Origin of the sequence: Mucilaginibacter mallensis (assembly GCF_900105165.1) — a bacterium.
Classification (GTDB): Bacteria; Bacteroidota; Bacteroidia; order Sphingobacteriales; family Sphingobacteriaceae; genus Mucilaginibacter; species Mucilaginibacter mallensis.
Map to the genome: position 1 here is coordinate 2,111,632 of NZ_LT629740.1, position 17,187 is coordinate 2,128,818.

Sequence of the window (17,187 nt, forward strand, 5' to 3'; positions counted from 1 at the left end):
GCAGCAAAAAATAACCTATGTTCCCAACCATTAGTTCACTTTTACAATATCTTTTCGGAATAGATATTCCTTTACCTGTACAAACTTTTGGATTTTTTGTGGCGCTGGCATTTGTTGGGGCTTACTGGGCTTTTTCAGAGGAATTTAAACGTAAGGAAAAGTTAGGTTACATCCACTCATTTGAGAAAGAAGTTACCATTGGCAAACCCATTTCAACAACGGAATTGGCGGGTAATGCCATCTTCGGTTTTATATTGGGGTATAAATTAATATACGCGGCTTTTAATTACCATGAGTTAGTTGATAGTCCGCAGGATATGATATTATCTGCAAAAGGCAGCTGGATAGGCGGGATCATATTTGCAGTCGCCATAGCTTACTGGGCTTATGCCGAAAATAAGAAACAGGTACTTCCTCAGCCTAAAATACAAAAAGTAAAGGTTCACCCGTATGAGTTGATGGGGAGTATTTTGCTTTGGGCTGCCATATGTGGTTTTGCAGGAGCAAAAGTATTTAACGCGCTTGAGAATTGGGATGAGTTTTTAAAAGACCCTGTAGGGATGCTTATTGGCTTTAGCGGACTTACATTTTATGGCGGTTTAATTTGCGGCGGTGCAGCGGTGCTATACATAGCCTGGAAACATGGCATAAAGCCATTAACCATGCTTGATATTGGCGGACCGGGTATGATGTTATCATACGGGTTAGGCCGCATAGGCTGCCAGATGAGCGGTGACGGTGACTGGGGTAAACCTAACTTACTGCCGAAGCCACACTGGTTTAGCTGGGCGCCAGATTGGATGTGGTCATTCAGTTTTCCGCATAATGTGAATGATGAGGGCGTGCAGATCCCCGGTTGTGTCGGCAAATTTTGCCATGTGCTGCCGGCTCCGGTTTATCCAACATCATTTTATGAATTGGTTACCTGTATACTGCTGTTCCTGTTTTTATGGAGCATCCGTAATCGTATAAGAACACCGGGTATTATGTTCGGTATATACCTTGTACTGAATGGTACAGAGCGTTTTTTGATTGAATTCATTAGAGTTAATACAAGATATCATATTGGTAGTCTGTCATTTCCACAAGCACAGCTAATTGCAATTTTACTTTTCATCTTTGGCGTAGTCTTAATTGTATCAGGATTGAATCGCAATAAAAAAACTACGTTAAAACATGGCTAATAAATTACTACGTAAGATCTCAAAAAACGAAATAGCGCGGTTTGTTTGTTCTGCAGGTGCAGGTTTTTTGGTTGATATATCAGTTTTTTATCTTTTTTATCATAACCTGCTTACGCAAAAAAGCTATCATATATTAAACGCCACTGTTCGTAATTCTTCGCTTTCATTGGCCATATCATTTTTTTTAGGCGTTGTTGTTAATTTTCTAATAACCAAGTTTTTGGTATTTACCGAATCAAAATCCTCATCCGCACAGCAGTTTTTTCGTTTTGCATCTGTGGCTGTTATTGGTTTTTTTGCCAATTTAATGGTTATTAAATTGCTTATTCAAACCTTTGGCATGTATCCGCCTGTGGCACGTATAACCGCTGCATTAAGTCTGTTTTTTGCGAGCTATTTTGTACATAAACTCTTTTCATTCAGCCTATCTTTACGACATCATGCAGTACAATCTAATCACGAACAGCGTAGTTGAAGTTGCCAAACAAGCCGGTGAATTTATAAGGCAGCAACGCAAGGTTTTCAGCCCTGATAAAATAGAATATAAAGGCCTAAATGACCTTGTGTCCTATGTTGATAAAACAGCTGAAGAAATGATAGTTGCAGGTTTGGAAAAGATCCTACCCGAAGCAGGCTTCATCACCGAGGAAAAAACAAAGATCAAACTCGGCGAACGCTTTAACTGGATAATTGACCCGTTGGATGGCACCACCAATTTTATACATGGCCTGCCGGTTTTCTCTGTAAGTATAGCGCTTAAGGAATACGATGAACTTGTTGTTGGTGTAGTATATGAAGTTAACCAGGATGAATGTTTTTACGCCAGTAAGGACACTCCAGCTTATTTAAATGGCCGTGAAATAAGGGTAAGCGATAATGCAACCGTATCTGCCAGTTTATTGGCTACAGGTTTTCCTTACTATGATTTTAGTAAACAGGCTGCTTATATCAATCTGTTTACCGAGTTGATGAAAAGTGCACATGGCTTGCGCCGATTGGGCTCAGCAGCGGTCGATCTGGCATATACAGCCTGCGGACGCTTTGACGCTTTTTATGAATATAACCTTAACGCCTGGGATGTTGCCGCCGGAATACTGATTGTAAGGCAAGCCGGGGGAGATGTGGTTAACTATAAGGGTGGTAATGAAGTGATGGAAACCCGGGAATTGTTAGCTACTAATGGGAAGATAACAGGGGAGTTGCTGGGATATATCGATAAATATTTTAAATAACAAAGAGAGGTGCCATACTGAGGTTCTCGAAGTATGCGGGCAGGCCTTTACGCTTACCCTTCGAGTGCCTCAGGATGACACCCCTCCGCACATTAAGTAGTAATAGATTCTTATAACGCTTCAGAAACCACTTCGGTAACTTCAGGAACCATACGTTTAAGTAAGTTTTCGATACCGGCTTTCAGGGTAACTGTAGATGACGGGCAACCACTGCATGAACCGCGAAGCTCAACAGTTACCACACCTTCACCAAATGACTTGTAGGTAATAGCACCACCGTCTGATTCAACAGCAGGGCGTACATAATCATGCAGTATTTGCTGTATTTTAACTTCAATATCAGTTCCTTCAAAGTTTCCTGCTTCGGGTTGTTCTTCGGTTTGTACCGCTAGTTCAGCTTCAACGGCACCTTTAACAAACTCTTTTAATATAGGTAGCAGGTCATCCCAGTCGCTGCCTTCGGTTTTTGTTACCGTAACAAAATTACTGGCGAAGAAAACCCCGTTAACAAATGAAAATTTGTATAACTCCTTAGCAAATGGTGATTTTTCAGCACTTTCCTTTGTAGCAAAGTCGGCGCTACCGTTAATCAGCAACTTGTTCACAATGAACTTCATGGTTGCCGGATTCGGTGTTGATTCAGTATATACGTTGATATTCATTTTTATTTTCTCCAATAAATTCTTTAACAAATTTAGATAGCTTTTTGATTTAAAAACTATACTATAATAGTTATGACCCGTGTATGACGATGGTTAGATGTGCAAATATGCGGATGTGCAGATATGCATATTAAAACTTCCTAATCATCTGCACATTAAATCCCTGTATAATTAGACGGTGTTATTTGTTTAATCTCTTCTTTAATCTCATCGCTAACATCCAAAGTGCTAACAAACTCAGCTATAGTGTCAGCGTTTATGTGTGTATTAGTACGTGTAAGCTCTTTTAATGCTTCGTATGGGTTTGGATAAGCTTCGCGACGTAAAATGGTTTGTATAGCTTCCGCAACCACTGCCCAGTTAGCCTCCAATGCGCCTGCTATAACTGTTTCGTTCAATAATAGTTTATTTAGGCCTTTAATAGTTGATTTCATGGCAATAAGTGTATGCCCAACCGGTACACCTATGTTACGTAATACGGTTGAGTCAGTTAAATCGCGCTGTAACCTTGATACTGGTAGTTTAGCAGCCAAATGCTCAAATAATGCATTAGCTATACCTAAGTTACCTTCTGAGTTTTCAAAATCAATCGGATTTACTTTATGCGGCATGGCCGATGAACCTACTTCGCCAGCTTTTATCTTTTGCTTAAAGTAGTTCATGGATATATAAGCCCACATATCCCTGTCCAAATCGATCAAAATATTATTGATGCGTTTTAAGGCATCGCATTGCGCGGCAAAATTATCGTAATGCTCAATCTGTGTTGTGAACTGTGAGCGGCTCAGGCCCAAAATATCATTCACAAAATGATTACCGAATGTTTTCCAGTCTATATTCCCATAAGCAATATTATGCGCATTGTAGTTACCGGTAGCCCCGCCAAATTTTGCAGAGTAAGGTACTTGTTTCAATAAAGCAAGCTGGTTTTCCAGGCGCTCAATAAATACCTGTATTTCTTTACCCAGGCGGGTAGGTGATGCAGGCTGCCCGTGTGTATGTGCCAGCATAGGTATTTTATCCCAATCGCCAGCGTATTTTTTAAGCAGACCGATCAGTTCAGCTAATGCCGGATAGTAAACATCATTCAAAGCTAATTTAAACGAATAAGGGATAGCCGTATTGTTTATATCTTGCGATGTTAAGCCGAAGTGGATAAACTCTTTATAAGTGGCAATATCCAGCTTGTCGAACTCTTTTTTAATAAAGTATTCCACAGCTTTAACATCGTGGTTGGTCGTTTTTTCTATCTGTTTGATGTCCAGCGCATCAGCTTCTGAAAAATTTCGATAGATGTCGCGTAACTTTTCTGATAGATTTTTATCAAAGTTTTGTAATTGCGGTAATGGATGTTCGCACAGGGCAATAAAATATTCAATTTCAACAAATACCCGGTATTTTATTAGTGCGTATTCCGAAAAATACTCAGCCAGTTCAGCAGTTGCATTGTGGTAACGCCCGTCGATAGGGGAAATGGCTGAAAGAGGAGAAAGCGTCATTTTATATAATTTTTTGCAAAGGTAACAAATATGCCGGTTGTCTGTAAGAAGTAATTTGAAATGGAAACTTTGAAATCTAAAAATGTTTCCATAGTTTTGTGGCGGAGATAAAAATGATACCCGTAGAAAGAATTATACAAGGCGGCGAGGACCTGTTTTTAACAGCAGGTATAAAAAGCGTTACGATGGATGATATTGCCAAACACTTAGGTATATCAAAAAAAACCATCTATCACTTTTTTAAGGATAAAAACGAACTGGTTGTTGCCCTTACAAAAAAGAAGCTGCAGGAAGATGAAGACCAGATGTGCGCCATTATGAGTACTTCGGGTGATGTGATTGAGGAAATGATCAATATGATGAAATGTTCTGAAGAGATATTCTCAAAGATCAACCCAATTGTGATACATGATATGCAAAAGTATCACCCTGATGCCTGGAAGGAGTTTCAAAACTTTAAGGCTGATGTTTTGATACGTACACTGGAGGAACTTTTAAACAAAGGGATAAAACAAGGCTATATAAGGCCTGATATTGATGTTAAAATAATGGCAAGGATGCGGGTTACGCAGGTGGAAATGGGCTTTAATACAACATTATTTCCTTTGTCTGAATTTAGTCCATGGAAAGTGCAATACCAGTTTCTGGAACATTTTAACTATGGCATATGTACTTTAAAAGGATATAAGCTTTTAGATAAATATAAAAATATAAGCAATGAATGATCATACACTGCTGACATAAGGTTGTCAACAAACAGTTTGATCTTTACCAATAATAAATAGAACATAGTAATACCTATTACAATATATAACAATGAGAAACACAGTTTTTATAATGGCCCTGTTTTGTGCTGTAGCGGTAAACGGCTATGCGCAGCAGGCCCCGCGTGATACCACCTACAATTTTAGTATACAAGATTGTGTGAACTACGCCTACCAACATCAGCATGATGTGGCAAATGCAGCATTGGATGTTAAAAGTGCCGGTTATAAGGTTCAGGAAACTATAGGGCAAGGTTTACCGCAAATAAGCGGTTCAGCAACTTTTCAGGATTATGTAAAAACACCGAACATTTTATTTCCTGACGTTTTTTCCGGCCCGGTATACGGCGTTTTAAATCAACAAAAAGTTGTTAACAGTGCAACTGGGCAGGTAATTTCGGCAACGCCGCCAACTAATGGAAGTTCATCAGGAGAAAGTAAAGTGAGTTTTACTCAAAAATATAACCTGGCACCAGGAATAAATATTTCACAAATAATTTTTGATCCTAATTATATAGTTGGTTTACAGGCCCGTAAAACGTATAAACAATTGTATGAGCGTAGTTATACCCGTTCGAAAATTGAAGTTAACGTGTCGGTAACCAAAGCGTATTACCAGGTATTAGTAAGTGCAGAGCATTTGAGGTTATTGCAGGCCGATATAGATCAGCTTAAACAGCAAATGGATGAAACCGCTGCACGTAATAAACAGGGGTTTGTTGAAAAGATTGATGTTGATCGTATTACTTATCAATATAACTCATTGGTTACCACCAGGGAAAATACTGCAAGGTTACTGGTTTTAAATTATGAGTTATTGAAATTTCAAATAGGAATGCCAATTGATCAAAATTTAACATTAACAAACAAACTGGTAGATATAAAGCTTGAAGCAGCTACTGCTGATCCTACTATTGATACCGCAGTTTATCGTAACCGGATTGAGTATAATTTATTGGAAACCCAAAAAAGATTGGATGAGTATAATCTAAAAAGCACAAAAGGACAATTCTTGCCTAAATTGTTAGCTGTTGGAAATTATGCTGCATCTTTTCAAAGCAATAGTTTTAGCGGTCTTTACAACACAAATTTACCATCAGCTTATATAGGCCTTACGCTATCCGTTCCAATATTTACAGGCTTTCAGCACCTTAACCAGGTAAGGCAATCGCAAATAACTGTTTTAAAAGCGCAAAACGATTTGGATGATATGCAAAAAACAGTAAATCTGCAGATTAGCCAATCGAAAATAGCCTATATAAATGGTTTGCAAACTCTTAACGACCAAAAACTAAACAGGGCGCTTGCTCAGGAAGTACTCCGCGTGTCAAAAATAAAATATGAACAGGGTGTAGGCTCAAGCATTGAAGTTACACAGGCACAAACTGCAGTTGAAGACGCAGATAACACATACATACAAGGTTTATATGATGCTTTAGTAAGCAAAGTTGACCTTGACAAAGCATACGGTAGAATCCAATAAACACTAAATCCACAATATTAAAAAGAGACAATGAAAAAACTATTATACATACCGGCAATATTATTTTTAGCGGCCTGCTCGCAAAAACCAACTGATAAGAAGGCTGAACTGGCCGACCTGAAAAAACAGCAGGCAACATTAAGTTCAAAAATTGCTGCTTTACAAGCGCAGGTGGGCACGGATTCAACCAAAGGGGCCGATGTAAGTACTATTATTGTAAAGCCCGGCCAGTTTACCAACTACGTACAAATACAGGGTAAAATAGATGCGCAGGACAACGTTACTGCATATCCACAAGCGAGCGCTGTAATTACGGCACTTTATGTAAAGGCTGGCGACCATGTAAGCAAAGGCGAGATACTTGCTCAGTTGGATAATAGTGTGCTGAAGCAAAATGTTGGCCAGGCACAATCTCAGCTTAACCTCGCAAATATCCTTTATCAGCGTCAAAAGAACCTTTGGGATCAGAAAATAGGTACCGAGGTTGAGTACTTACAGGCTCAAACTAATTTGCAAACTGCCCAAAAGCAGGTAGCATCATTAAAACAACAAGCTGATCTCTACCGCATTGTATCACCCATAAATGGTGTTGTTGACCAAATGGATCTGAAACTTGGACAGGTAGCTGCACCGGGTTCAGCAGGTATACGTGTTATTAACGCCGAAGTATTGAAAGTTAAGGCTGATGTACCTGAGTCGTACTCCAGTAGTGTAAACCAAGGTGATAGCGTTAAGGTATTGTTTCCTGATGTGAATGATTCCTTAGCTACACGTGTAAGCTTCGCTGCAAAGGTTATTGATCCGGGTTCACGTAGTTTTGGCATCGAAATAAAACTGCCGCATAACAAAGAGTATCGCCCTAACATGACGGCTGTTTTACAAATTGCTAATTACTCAAACCATAATACCATTGCAATACCGGTAAATGCTATCCAAAGATCGGACGAAGGCGACTACGTGTATACAAATGAGAATGGTTATGCTAAACGTAAACCTATCACAGAAGGTAAAACATCAAATGGTTTTACTGAGGTAAAATCAGGCTTATCAAGCGGCGATCAGTTAATAACTCAAGGCGCAAGCGAAATTGGCGACGGTGATAAAGTAAGCGTATTAAAATCTGGTAATTAATTATACAATCTGATTTCAAAAAAATGAAAGACCAGGAAAAAGAATTTGGGCCATCAAGTTGGGCCATCGACAATAAGCGGGCGGTGTATGTGCTTATCTTTTTAATCACATTACTCGGGTTTTCATCCTATAATTCCCTGCCAAAGGAGAATTTTCCGGATATTACTATACCTAAAATATATGTAACCACTATTTACCAGGGGCAGTCGCCACAAAATATCGAGACATTGGTTACCCGGCAGCTCGAAAAGCAAATGAAATCGTTAAAGGGCTTAAAAAAAGTTACCTCTAACACACAACAAAATGTGTCGATCATTACTGCTGAATTTAACACTGATGTTAAAATAAGGGATGCCAAACAGGATGTTAAGGACGCTGTTGACAAAGCCAAGCAGGATCTGCCGCAAAATGATAACAACTTAAAGGAATCAACCGTATCTGATATTAATGTGGCCGATCAGCCTATATTATACATCAACTTATCGGGTGACTATGACCTTAAGAAATTAAAAGAATATGCGGATAACCTGAAAGATGATATCGAGGGTATGAAGCAAATATCACAGGTAGTTGAGGTAGGCGCTTTAAAGCCAAATATTCAGATCAATGTTGACATCAATAAGATGTCGGCTGCACAGATTGGTTATGGAGATATCATACAAGCTATAGGCAATGAGAATATCCTATCAACAGCCGGAACCATTACAACAAGTGGCGAACAACGGGCGGTTGATATTAAAGAGGATTTTAAAAGTGCAGATGAAGTAGCCGCGATGGTGATCAGGAACCCGCAGGGTAGGGCAGTTTATTTGCGTGATATTGCCCAGATAAGAGATGGTTTCCAGGATCAGGAAAGTTATGCGCGCCTTAAAACGCCAAACGATCCGAATTTTAAAAATGTAATTACCCTTAACGTGAGCAAGCGTTCAGGAGAAAACCTGATTGAAGCTTCAGACGAGATCTATTCCCTGATCAAACAAAAACAGAAGACTATTTTCCCTAAGGGATTAAATATTACTGTAACTGGAGATCAGTCGGACAAAACACGTACAACACTTAACGACCTTATAAACACCATCATTATTGGTTTTATACTGGTAACCGTTATCCTGATGTTCTTTATGGGTAGTACCAATGCCATATTTGTGGCATTGTCAGTTCCGCTATCGTGTTTTATAGCCTTCCTGTTTATGCCTGTGATAGGCTTTACGCTCAACATGATCGTACTGTTCTCCTTCCTGCTGGCATTGGGTATTGTGGTGGATGATGCCATTGTGGTTATTGAAAATACGCACCGTATATTTAATAATGGTGCAATGCCTATTACCAAAGCTGCAAAAATAGCTGCCGGCGAAGTTTTTATGCCAGTATTTTCAGGTACCATGACCACGCTTGCACCATTTATCCCGTTGGCTTTCTGGCATAGCTTAATAGGTAGCTTCATGTTCTTCCTGCCGATAACGCTTATTATAACCTTATTGGCATCGTTGGTGGTTGCTTATATCATGAACCCGGTTTTCGCGGTTGATTTTATGAAACCGCACCATGAAGGTGAGCACGACCATCAAACGTTTGATCGTAAAACAACACGTACAACCATAATACTTGTAGGTGTAACCGTATTTTTTTACCTGCTGGCCTTAGGGAATATCATAAGCATAGGCATTGGTAATTTTATGGTGCTGATCATATTCCTGTTCCTGTTCAACCACTTTGTATTGTTAAAGGTGATTGATAGGTTCCAGAAGAACTTATGGCCGCGTTTCCAAACCTGGTATGCAAGATGGCTGGAGCGTGCCGTACACAATCCATGGAAAGTACTTTTAGGAGTAATCGTACTATTCTTCTTTACTATCGGGTTTTCGGTAGTGAGTAAATTGGATGTAGAACTATTCCCATCCTCTGATCCGAACTTTGTGTATGTGTATGTGACTATGCCTATAGGTACAGATCAGGCTTATACCAATACGGTTGTACAACAATTAGAAAAGAAGGTTGCGCAGGTAGTTGAGCCTGATAAAGATATTGTATCCTCTATCATATCAAACGTATCAGTAGGTGTAACGGATCCTTCAGATGAAGATCAGGGTACTTACTATAATAAGGGTAAGATCACTGTTGCTTTTGTTGAATTTGGCAAGAGGAACGGAAAAGATACTAAAGAAATATTAAAACGGATCCGTAGTTCAGTACAGGGTGTTCCGGGAGCGCAGATTGCCGTTGCGCAGGAAGCCAGCGGTCCGCCGGTACAAAAGGATATCAGTCTTGAAATGGCAGGTGATAACCTTGATACTTTAGTACATACTTCTGCCAGGTTAAAGAAATACCTGGATCAGCAAGGGATTGCAGGTATTGAACAATTGGTACCCGATGTGCAGGCTGATAAGCCGGAGATTATTTTTGATGTTGACCGTGAGCGTGCCAACCGTGAAGGTATCACAACAAACCAGATCAACCAGGCTTTGGGTGCTTCTATATATGGCGCCAAGGCATCTGATTATAGGAATACTACAGAGGATAACTACGAAATTGATGTTCGTGCAGCTGAAGATCAGCGTAATGATGTAGATGCGTTGCGTAACTTAAAAATCACCTTCCGTGATATTGCTATGGGTGGTAGTATAAGGCAGGTGCCTATATCAGCATTTACTGATGTAAGGTATACTAATACTTATGCCAATATTAAGCATAAACAACAGAGAAGGGTGATAACTTTGGGTTCAAACGTTATAAAACCGTTTACCCCGGCTGATGTAAATGCCCAGATAGCGCAGGCGATCAAAAACTTTAAGTTACCTGAGAATGTATCCATCAAAATGGGTGGTTCGCAGGAAGATCAGGCTGAAACTGGTGCATTCCTTGGCACAGCATTGCTGATTTCATTTGGGTTGATCCTTGTTATATTGATGGCACTGTTTAACTCCATAGGTAAAACATTGATTATATTAAGTGAGATCTTTTTTAGTATAATCGGGGTGTTCCTGGGTTTGAGTTTGTTCCATATGACGTTCTCTATCGTTATGTCGGGCGTGGGTATCATCGCGCTGGCTGGTGTGGTAGTGCGAAACGGTATATTACTGGTTGAGTTCTCTGATATGCTGTTAGAACAAGGCTTAAGCATACACGATGCCGTTGTAGAAGCCGCCCGTACACGTATGACACCGGTATTGCTTACCGCCAGCGCAGCCATATTAGGCTTAATACCACTGGCTGTAGGTTTCAATATTGATTTTGCCGGGTTATTTACACACCTTAAACCACATATCTACTTTGGTGGTGATAACGTAGCATTCTGGGGCCCATTATCATGGACAATGATATTTGGTTTAGGCTTTGCAACACTGATCACACTGATATTGGTGCCATGTATGTACCTGATACGTTACAACATGAAAGAAAACATCAGGAAGAAAAGAGAAAAAAGGCAACAGCCAAAACACGAACTAGAAACAGTTTAATTATTTTTTTTGATTGTATAATTAAAAAGCCACCCGGAGAAATCCGGGTGGCTTTTTTTATGATCAGCTACGATAACCAACTTTTTTAACATGAATTTGAGGTAGGTAATACCATCCAATTTGTGTACCACATCATTTGGGAATGATTATTGCAATTGTTGAGTGCATTATCTATTCAGATTTTTATGAAACTTAAAATTTCACATCCCTTTTGGCAAGTATTAGGCATCGGCGCATTAGCCGGTATGCGCACATCATCGGCACCGGTAATAACCAGCCATATATTAAGCCACCATCGCACAAAAAACCTTGAGCATTCGCTGCTAAGCTTTATGCAATCAAAAGCAGTTGCTAATACATTAAAAATTCTATCAATAAGCGAGCTGGTGGTTGATAAACTACCGTCAACCCCAAACCGTATTAAACCGGCTGGGGTAGCTTTTCGCTGCCTGGCAGGTGCGCTAGCCGGGGCAAGCATTAATAAAGCTACAGGTGGTAAAGTTATAACCGGTACATTATTAGGGGCAACCTCTGCATTCGCATCAACGTATTTGAGTTACATGCTGCGCAAGGCAACCGTTAAAAATACAGGTATAATTGATCCAATAATTGGCGCTATTGAAGATGCACTGGTAATAGGGGCAGGTGTTGGTTTAACGCAATTGTTCTGATTAATTGACTTTATTGGTCAAATGCCACAGATTTTTTACAGATTTGGAATGTAATTTACTTTGTGCAAACAAAATGAGGATTACAAAGTATATAAATTACATAAATTTGGTAATCGATATCATCATTTTACGTAGAATTTTAAATTTAAAAACAGTATATATTTTCCAATGGGTGTAGTTACTACCGATCAACAGGATATTAAGAGGGAGAAGATATTAGAAGCGGCCCACCACCGGTTTTTGCACTACGGCTATTCAAAAACAACCATGAATGAGATTGCCGGCGACATATCCATGTCAAAAGCGCTGCTTTACTATTACTTTCCTGATAAAAGTGAACTGTATATAGCGGTTATGCGCAAACTGGCTAATGACTATCTGAAATCATTGACAGATAACCACATGGATGATCTCAGGGAGGTTTTCATTTTTCAGGTTAATACGCACCATGAGTTCATTGTGAAAAATTATAACTTTTTCGATTATTTCAGGCTTAATGAACAGAATTTACCTGATGCTATATGGAGTATAGTAGAACAGATACGCATGGGAGAAGCTTTTTTATTAGTAAATGCTGTAAAAGCTGAAATAGAAAAAGGCGGAATAAGGCCATTGGATAACCCGGATGAAATTGTTGATCTTTTACTTGATGCCCTGCATGGGGTTAGGGTAGGAGCGATATCTCACAAAAAAGCCAAATTCCCGCGTATGGAACATTTGGACGAAATACACACCAAACGCCTGTTGCTGATAGATATTTTTATAAAGGGATTAAAGTATTGAGCCTCAATAGTTCCCTTTTTTAGTGCAACTGTCAACCTTTAGTAAAAAAGCTTTAGTTTCAAATCTTCCGGGTATTTTATTTGGTAAATTTGACCATCATATTTAATTAGTCAATAGTTTTTTTGTTTCTACGGCTAATTAATTTGAATGCTTCCTTATTTAGAGGTTGTTGTTTTAGAGTGATTGATACAAACCGGGACTACTCCTCCCGGTTTGTTTTTTATATACCGGTTTTAAAAGCCGTTTCAATATTTATACTTCCGGTCAAAATTTTATGGATTGGGCAGGCATCGGCAATCTGCAGCAGCCTGTTCTTTTGAATGTCGGATAATTCACCCTTAAAGTTTAACCAACGTTTTATAGTTACACCTGTTTCGGTTTTAAACAGCTCCAGGTTGACTGTAATTTCATCAACCGGCCACATTTTTCTGTTAATGTACATGCGCAAGGTAATAGCGGTACAGCTGCCCAGGCTGCCCAGTAACAAGCCATGCGGTTCCATGCCGGTATCGCCACCTTCAATAGTTTCCGGTTCATCAACAATAATGTTGTGCCTGCCGCTGCTAATGGTAGTTTGATACTTTGTATGCCCTATTTGCGCCGTAACGCTTGCTATAGCTTCTTCTCCTGTATGCATTATTTTGCGATTAACGTAAGTTCCCAAAAAACAAATAAGACATATAAATAGCTGTTACTATACCCACAAAATCAGCTATTAACATGGCAGGTATGGTGTAACGTGTTTTTTTAATATTTACTATGCCAAAATATAAGGCAACGATATAAAAAGTAGTATCTGCTGTGCCGTATAGTACGCTTGATATATGCCCGAGAAAGCCATCGGGGCCATGAATTTTTAAATTATCAAGCATAAGCGCCCGTGCTCCTGAACCACTTAACGGGCGTATAAACGCAATTGGTAATACATCAGTAAAACGGGTATCCATATCGAAATGACCGAAAAACCATTTAAAACCTGCTGAAAGATAATCTAATGCGCCACAAGTCCTGAACAAACTTACCGCTACAAGTAAACCTACCAGATAGGGAATTATTTTAACCGAAACATCAAAGCCTTCTTTTGCGCCTTCAATAAAAGCGTCAAAAACATTTATTTTTTTACGTACAGCGCCGACAATGAAAATTACGGGTATAATTAAATAAACCAGGTTACTAAAAACTCCTGAAATTTCGGATACCTGTGTATGATTGAGGAATTTTGCAAAATACCATATCACTAAGGCTATTACCCCTGTAATGCTCAATAGCCAGCTCAAAACTACTCTATCAAACAGGTTTATTTTCTGTTTAATAGATACTACTATTAAACCGGCAAGTGTGGCCGCGTAAGTTGCTACTATACAGGGGATAAAAATATCTGTTGGATCTTTAGAATGAAAAATAGCACGTTGTGCAATAATGGCAATAGGCAGGATAGTTAACCCAGATGCATGCAGCACCAAAAACATGATCTGAGAATTGGATGCCGTATCTTTATCCGTATTCAATTCTTGTAGTCCTTCCATCGCCTTTAAACCCAGTGGGGTTGCGGCATTATCAAGTCCTAGCAGATTTGCTGAAAAGTTCATCATCATTTGCCCAACAGCGGGATGATTTTTGGGTACCTCGGGGAAAAGCCTGTTAAAGAATGGCCCTACTATGCGCGAAAGAAAATTTACCGCGCCGGCTTTTTCACCTATCTTCATAAAGCCTAACCATAACGACATAATGCCCACCAGGGGTAAAGCAATGGTCATTACTGCGGATTGGGCTGATTCAAACGTACCTTCTGCCATTAGTTTGAATATATCGGTATCGCCAAAAAAGATAAGCTTCACCAGGCCTATGATAAACGCGATCAGAAAAAAGAATATCCAGATATAATTGAGAACCATGGGCAGCGATTAAGTTTTGAAGATAATTGTTTTTTGATAATTAATATAAAATATCAAACTTTAAAAAATATGAGCAACATGAAAGATACCATAAATAGTTTGATAGATACGATAGAGGATTTTCTGAAAATTGATCAGGATGCAGTCGATTGGGATACTAAACCAGCGCCTGATAAATGGTCGAAAAAGGAAACGGTTGGGCACCTGATTGATAGCGCGCAGATCAATTTGCAGCGCTTTGTCCGTTGTACTTATGAAGAGAATTTTAAGCTGAAATATGCGCAGGATGAATGGGTTGCCGCACAGCAATACCAGGGTGCCGATATTAAGGAACTATTGGATCTGTGGATATTGATAAACAGGCAGATCATTCGTGTATTGGGGTATTATCCAGCGAATCGCTTACAGGTGAGTTATGATGGCGATAGTAGCCACACAGTTGAGTGGGTTGCTGCAGATTATGTGCGGCATATGAAACATCATCTGGCACAGATAGGGTAATATCCAGCTTATTTGGCGATAATTTTAAACTCGGTGCGGCGGTTTTTACTGCGGTTTTCTTCGCTGGTGTTAGGCACTAAGGGTTGTGTTTTACCATAGCCCTTGTAAACCAGTCGCTGCGCTTTTATGCCGCTGGCGATAAGATATTGATAAACCGCTTTCGCCCTGTTTTCTGATAGCACCTGGTTAAGCTGATCATTACCCACATCATCAGTATGGCCGGATATTTCGATGCGAACGTTAGGATTTTGATTTAAAAATTCGATCAGTTTTTGCAGCTCAGCCTTTGAATCCGGTTTGATATCGAACTTATTGGTATCAAAAAATATGTTGTTCAATACTACTGAATTGCCAATTTCAATAGGCGACAGGTTTATGGTTAAGTTGTATGGGTCTTTAGCCTCATGCCCGATCAATGAGAAGTTGGCTGAGTAAAAGAGATACCCGTTTTTTGAAATATTTAAGCCATAATTCTTCCCGGGCGGCAGCGTGGCCAGGAAATCGCCATGCTCCGGCGAGCTGTCATCTTCATAAACAACCACATTTTTTTCAAGGTCGATTATTTCAACCTGAGCATCTAAAGGGCGTTTATCTTTAGCATCGGTTATTATGCCTTTAACATAGGTTACCATATGGGGCCGTACGTTTGCGGGCAGTTCAAATTTATAAATGTCAAAACCGCCATAACCATTTAGATTATTGGAGGCAAAGTAAGCATAACGGCCATTTGCCGTAACGGTAAGGCCATTTTCATCGCCACTTGAATTGATGGGGTAGCCCATATTTATGGGTTTTTGCCATTTGCCATCTTTTCCTAAATGACTTACAAAAAGATCCTTACCACCCAATCCGGGCCAACCGTCCGAACAAAAATAGAGCGTACTATCATCAGCATGTATAAACGGCGATTGTTCATCATAAGCCGTGTTAATATTGGGCCCCAGATTTTCAGGTTCGCTCCATCCTTTAGCGCTTATGGTTGATTTCCATATATCATAACCGCCGTAGCCGCCGCTGCGGTTACTTACAAAATAAAGTGTGCGGCCATCAGCACTGATAGATGGCTGCGATTCCCAGCCCGGCGTATTTATAGGGGGGGGCAGATCATAAGGTTTACCCCAGTCGTCGCCTTTTTTTTGCGCTATATAAATATCACAGCGGCCCAGGCCATCAGGGCGGTCGCAACCGGTAAAAAACAATAATTTACCGTCCTGCGATATGGATTGCGCACCCTCGTTATAGTTAGGCGTATTTATCTGGTTGCTTAAATAGGTAGCAGTTTGCCATTTACCATCAACCTGCATGCTTTTATAAAAATCCTCGTTATTATTTATTTTACGGGTAAATATCAGCATGCTTTCATCAGCTGTGGCTACAGGCAGGTATTCGTCATTGGGCGTGTTAATTTCAGAGCCCATATTTATGGGTTTGAACGATACCGGATGTTTTATAGCTTCAATGCTAAACTCACAATCCTTTAGCATCTTTTTAGCGTTACGAACATCCTGATCGGCAATATTAGGATAGGTAAGATATTTGGTAAGGCTCATCTGCGCTTGCGCGTATTGTGCTTCGCTGATCTCAAGACTGCCTAGTTTAAGGTATATGGCACGGCTGAAATCGGGGTTAATGCCGGTAACGGCCAGGTATTGCTCAATAGCCAATTTGTTTTGCCTTTGCTGGCGATAAACATCAGCCAATAGGAGATGGGCTTCAATGAAATTTGGATCAGCCTTTAGGGCTTGTTGTAATTGTTTGATCGCGATAGCAAATTCGCGGTCATCAATGCTTTGATTGGCTGATTTGTAATAGTTTAATGCATCTCTATCGGTTGTTGAATAATGTTCCTGCTGAGCATAGCAAAAAGCCGACAGAAAAAACAGAAATACCAATAAAATAGCAATTTTCATTACTTAGGATAGGA

At 39.8% G+C, this 17,187-nt stretch carries 15 protein-coding genes; 10 read left to right on the top strand and 5 right to left on the bottom strand.

Annotation, left to right across the window (positions count from 1 at the left end):
• Positions 1-17 precede the first annotated feature (17 nt).
• Genes BLU33_RS08645 through BLU33_RS08655 form a run of 3 tightly spaced genes read left to right on the top strand, consistent with a single transcriptional unit; the run spans position 18 to position 2,416 of the window.
• Positions 18-1,184, top strand: a complete 1,167-nt coding sequence (locus BLU33_RS08645) for a prolipoprotein diacylglyceryl transferase (protein WP_091371309.1) — start codon at positions 18-20, stop codon at positions 1,182-1,184.
• On the top strand, positions 1,177-1,659 hold the full coding sequence (locus tag BLU33_RS08650; RefSeq protein WP_091371310.1) for a GtrA family protein: 483 nt from the start codon (positions 1,177-1,179) through the stop codon (positions 1,657-1,659). The genes BLU33_RS08645 and BLU33_RS08650 overlap by 8 nt, the downstream gene beginning before the upstream one ends.
• On the top strand, positions 1,625-2,416 hold the full coding sequence (locus tag BLU33_RS08655) for an inositol monophosphatase family protein (protein ID WP_091371312.1): 792 nt from the start codon (positions 1,625-1,627) through the stop codon (positions 2,414-2,416). Before BLU33_RS08650 ends, BLU33_RS08655 begins: the two co-directional genes overlap by 35 nt.
• Positions 2,417-2,526: 110 nt before the next feature.
• Here BLU33_RS08655 and BLU33_RS08660 read toward each other — a convergent pair whose 3' ends face one another.
• Together BLU33_RS08660 and purB are read right to left on the bottom strand one after the other, a co-directional pair.
• Complete coding sequence (locus tag BLU33_RS08660) at positions 2,527-3,078, bottom strand: NifU family protein (protein ID WP_091371314.1); 552 nt, start codon at positions 3,076-3,078, stop codon at positions 2,527-2,529.
• A gap of 155 nt (positions 3,079-3,233) precedes the next feature.
• Entirely contained in the window at positions 3,234-4,577 is a 1,344-nt protein-coding gene (purB, locus tag BLU33_RS08665; protein WP_091371315.1) for an adenylosuccinate lyase, read from the bottom strand.
• Positions 4,578-4,690: 113 nt separating this feature from the next.
• Between purB and BLU33_RS08670 the strand changes: the two genes are divergently transcribed.
• From BLU33_RS08670 to BLU33_RS08695, 6 genes are all read left to right on the top strand, one after another.
• Positions 4,691-5,302, top strand: a complete 612-nt coding sequence (locus tag BLU33_RS08670; RefSeq protein ID WP_091371316.1) for a TetR/AcrR family transcriptional regulator — start codon at positions 4,691-4,693, stop codon at positions 5,300-5,302.
• 91 nt (positions 5,303-5,393) lie between these two features.
• Positions 5,394-6,824 (top strand): TolC family protein, encoded by a 1,431-nt coding sequence (locus BLU33_RS08675; protein ID WP_091371317.1) that lies wholly within the window; start codon positions 5,394-5,396, stop codon positions 6,822-6,824.
• Between the two features lie 30 nt (positions 6,825-6,854).
• Positions 6,855-7,955: an efflux RND transporter periplasmic adaptor subunit gene (locus BLU33_RS08680; protein WP_091371319.1), complete on the top strand. Its 1,101-nt coding sequence runs from the start codon at positions 6,855-6,857 to the stop codon at positions 7,953-7,955.
• Between the two features lie 23 nt (positions 7,956-7,978).
• Positions 7,979-11,413: an efflux RND transporter permease subunit gene (locus BLU33_RS08685; RefSeq protein ID WP_091371321.1), complete on the top strand. Its 3,435-nt coding sequence runs from the start codon at positions 7,979-7,981 to the stop codon at positions 11,411-11,413.
• Between the two features lie 185 nt (positions 11,414-11,598).
• Entirely contained in the window at positions 11,599-12,084 is a 486-nt protein-coding gene (locus BLU33_RS08690) for a DUF4126 family protein (RefSeq protein ID WP_091371325.1), read from the top strand.
• Between the two features lie 168 nt (positions 12,085-12,252).
• Complete coding sequence (locus BLU33_RS08695) at positions 12,253-12,867, top strand: TetR/AcrR family transcriptional regulator (RefSeq protein ID WP_091371326.1); 615 nt, start codon at positions 12,253-12,255, stop codon at positions 12,865-12,867.
• Positions 12,868-13,087: 220 nt separating this feature from the next.
• Here the strand turns inward: BLU33_RS08695 and BLU33_RS08700 are convergent, their stop codons facing one another.
• Together BLU33_RS08700 and BLU33_RS08705 are read right to left on the bottom strand one after the other, a co-directional pair.
• A complete protein-coding gene (locus BLU33_RS08700; protein WP_091371329.1) occupies positions 13,088-13,504 on the bottom strand; it encodes an OsmC family protein in 417 nt (138 codons plus the stop codon).
• Positions 13,505-13,514: 10 nt separating this feature from the next.
• Positions 13,515-14,762, bottom strand: coding sequence for a nucleoside recognition domain-containing protein (locus BLU33_RS08705; RefSeq protein ID WP_091371331.1), 1,248 nt, complete (start codon positions 14,760-14,762; stop codon positions 13,515-13,517).
• A 69-nt stretch (positions 14,763-14,831) separates the two neighbouring features.
• Between BLU33_RS08705 and BLU33_RS08710 the strand changes: the two genes are divergently transcribed.
• Entirely contained in the window at positions 14,832-15,263 is a 432-nt protein-coding gene (locus BLU33_RS08710; RefSeq protein WP_157682087.1) for a DinB family protein, read from the top strand.
• Between the two features lie 8 nt (positions 15,264-15,271).
• Here BLU33_RS08710 and BLU33_RS08715 read toward each other — a convergent pair whose 3' ends face one another.
• Positions 15,272-17,173 carry an OmpA family protein gene (locus BLU33_RS08715; RefSeq protein WP_091371336.1) on the bottom strand — a complete coding sequence of 634 codons (1,902 nt, stop codon included), beginning with the start codon at positions 17,171-17,173 and terminating at the stop codon, positions 15,272-15,274.
• Between the last annotated feature and the right edge of the window lie 14 nt (positions 17,174-17,187).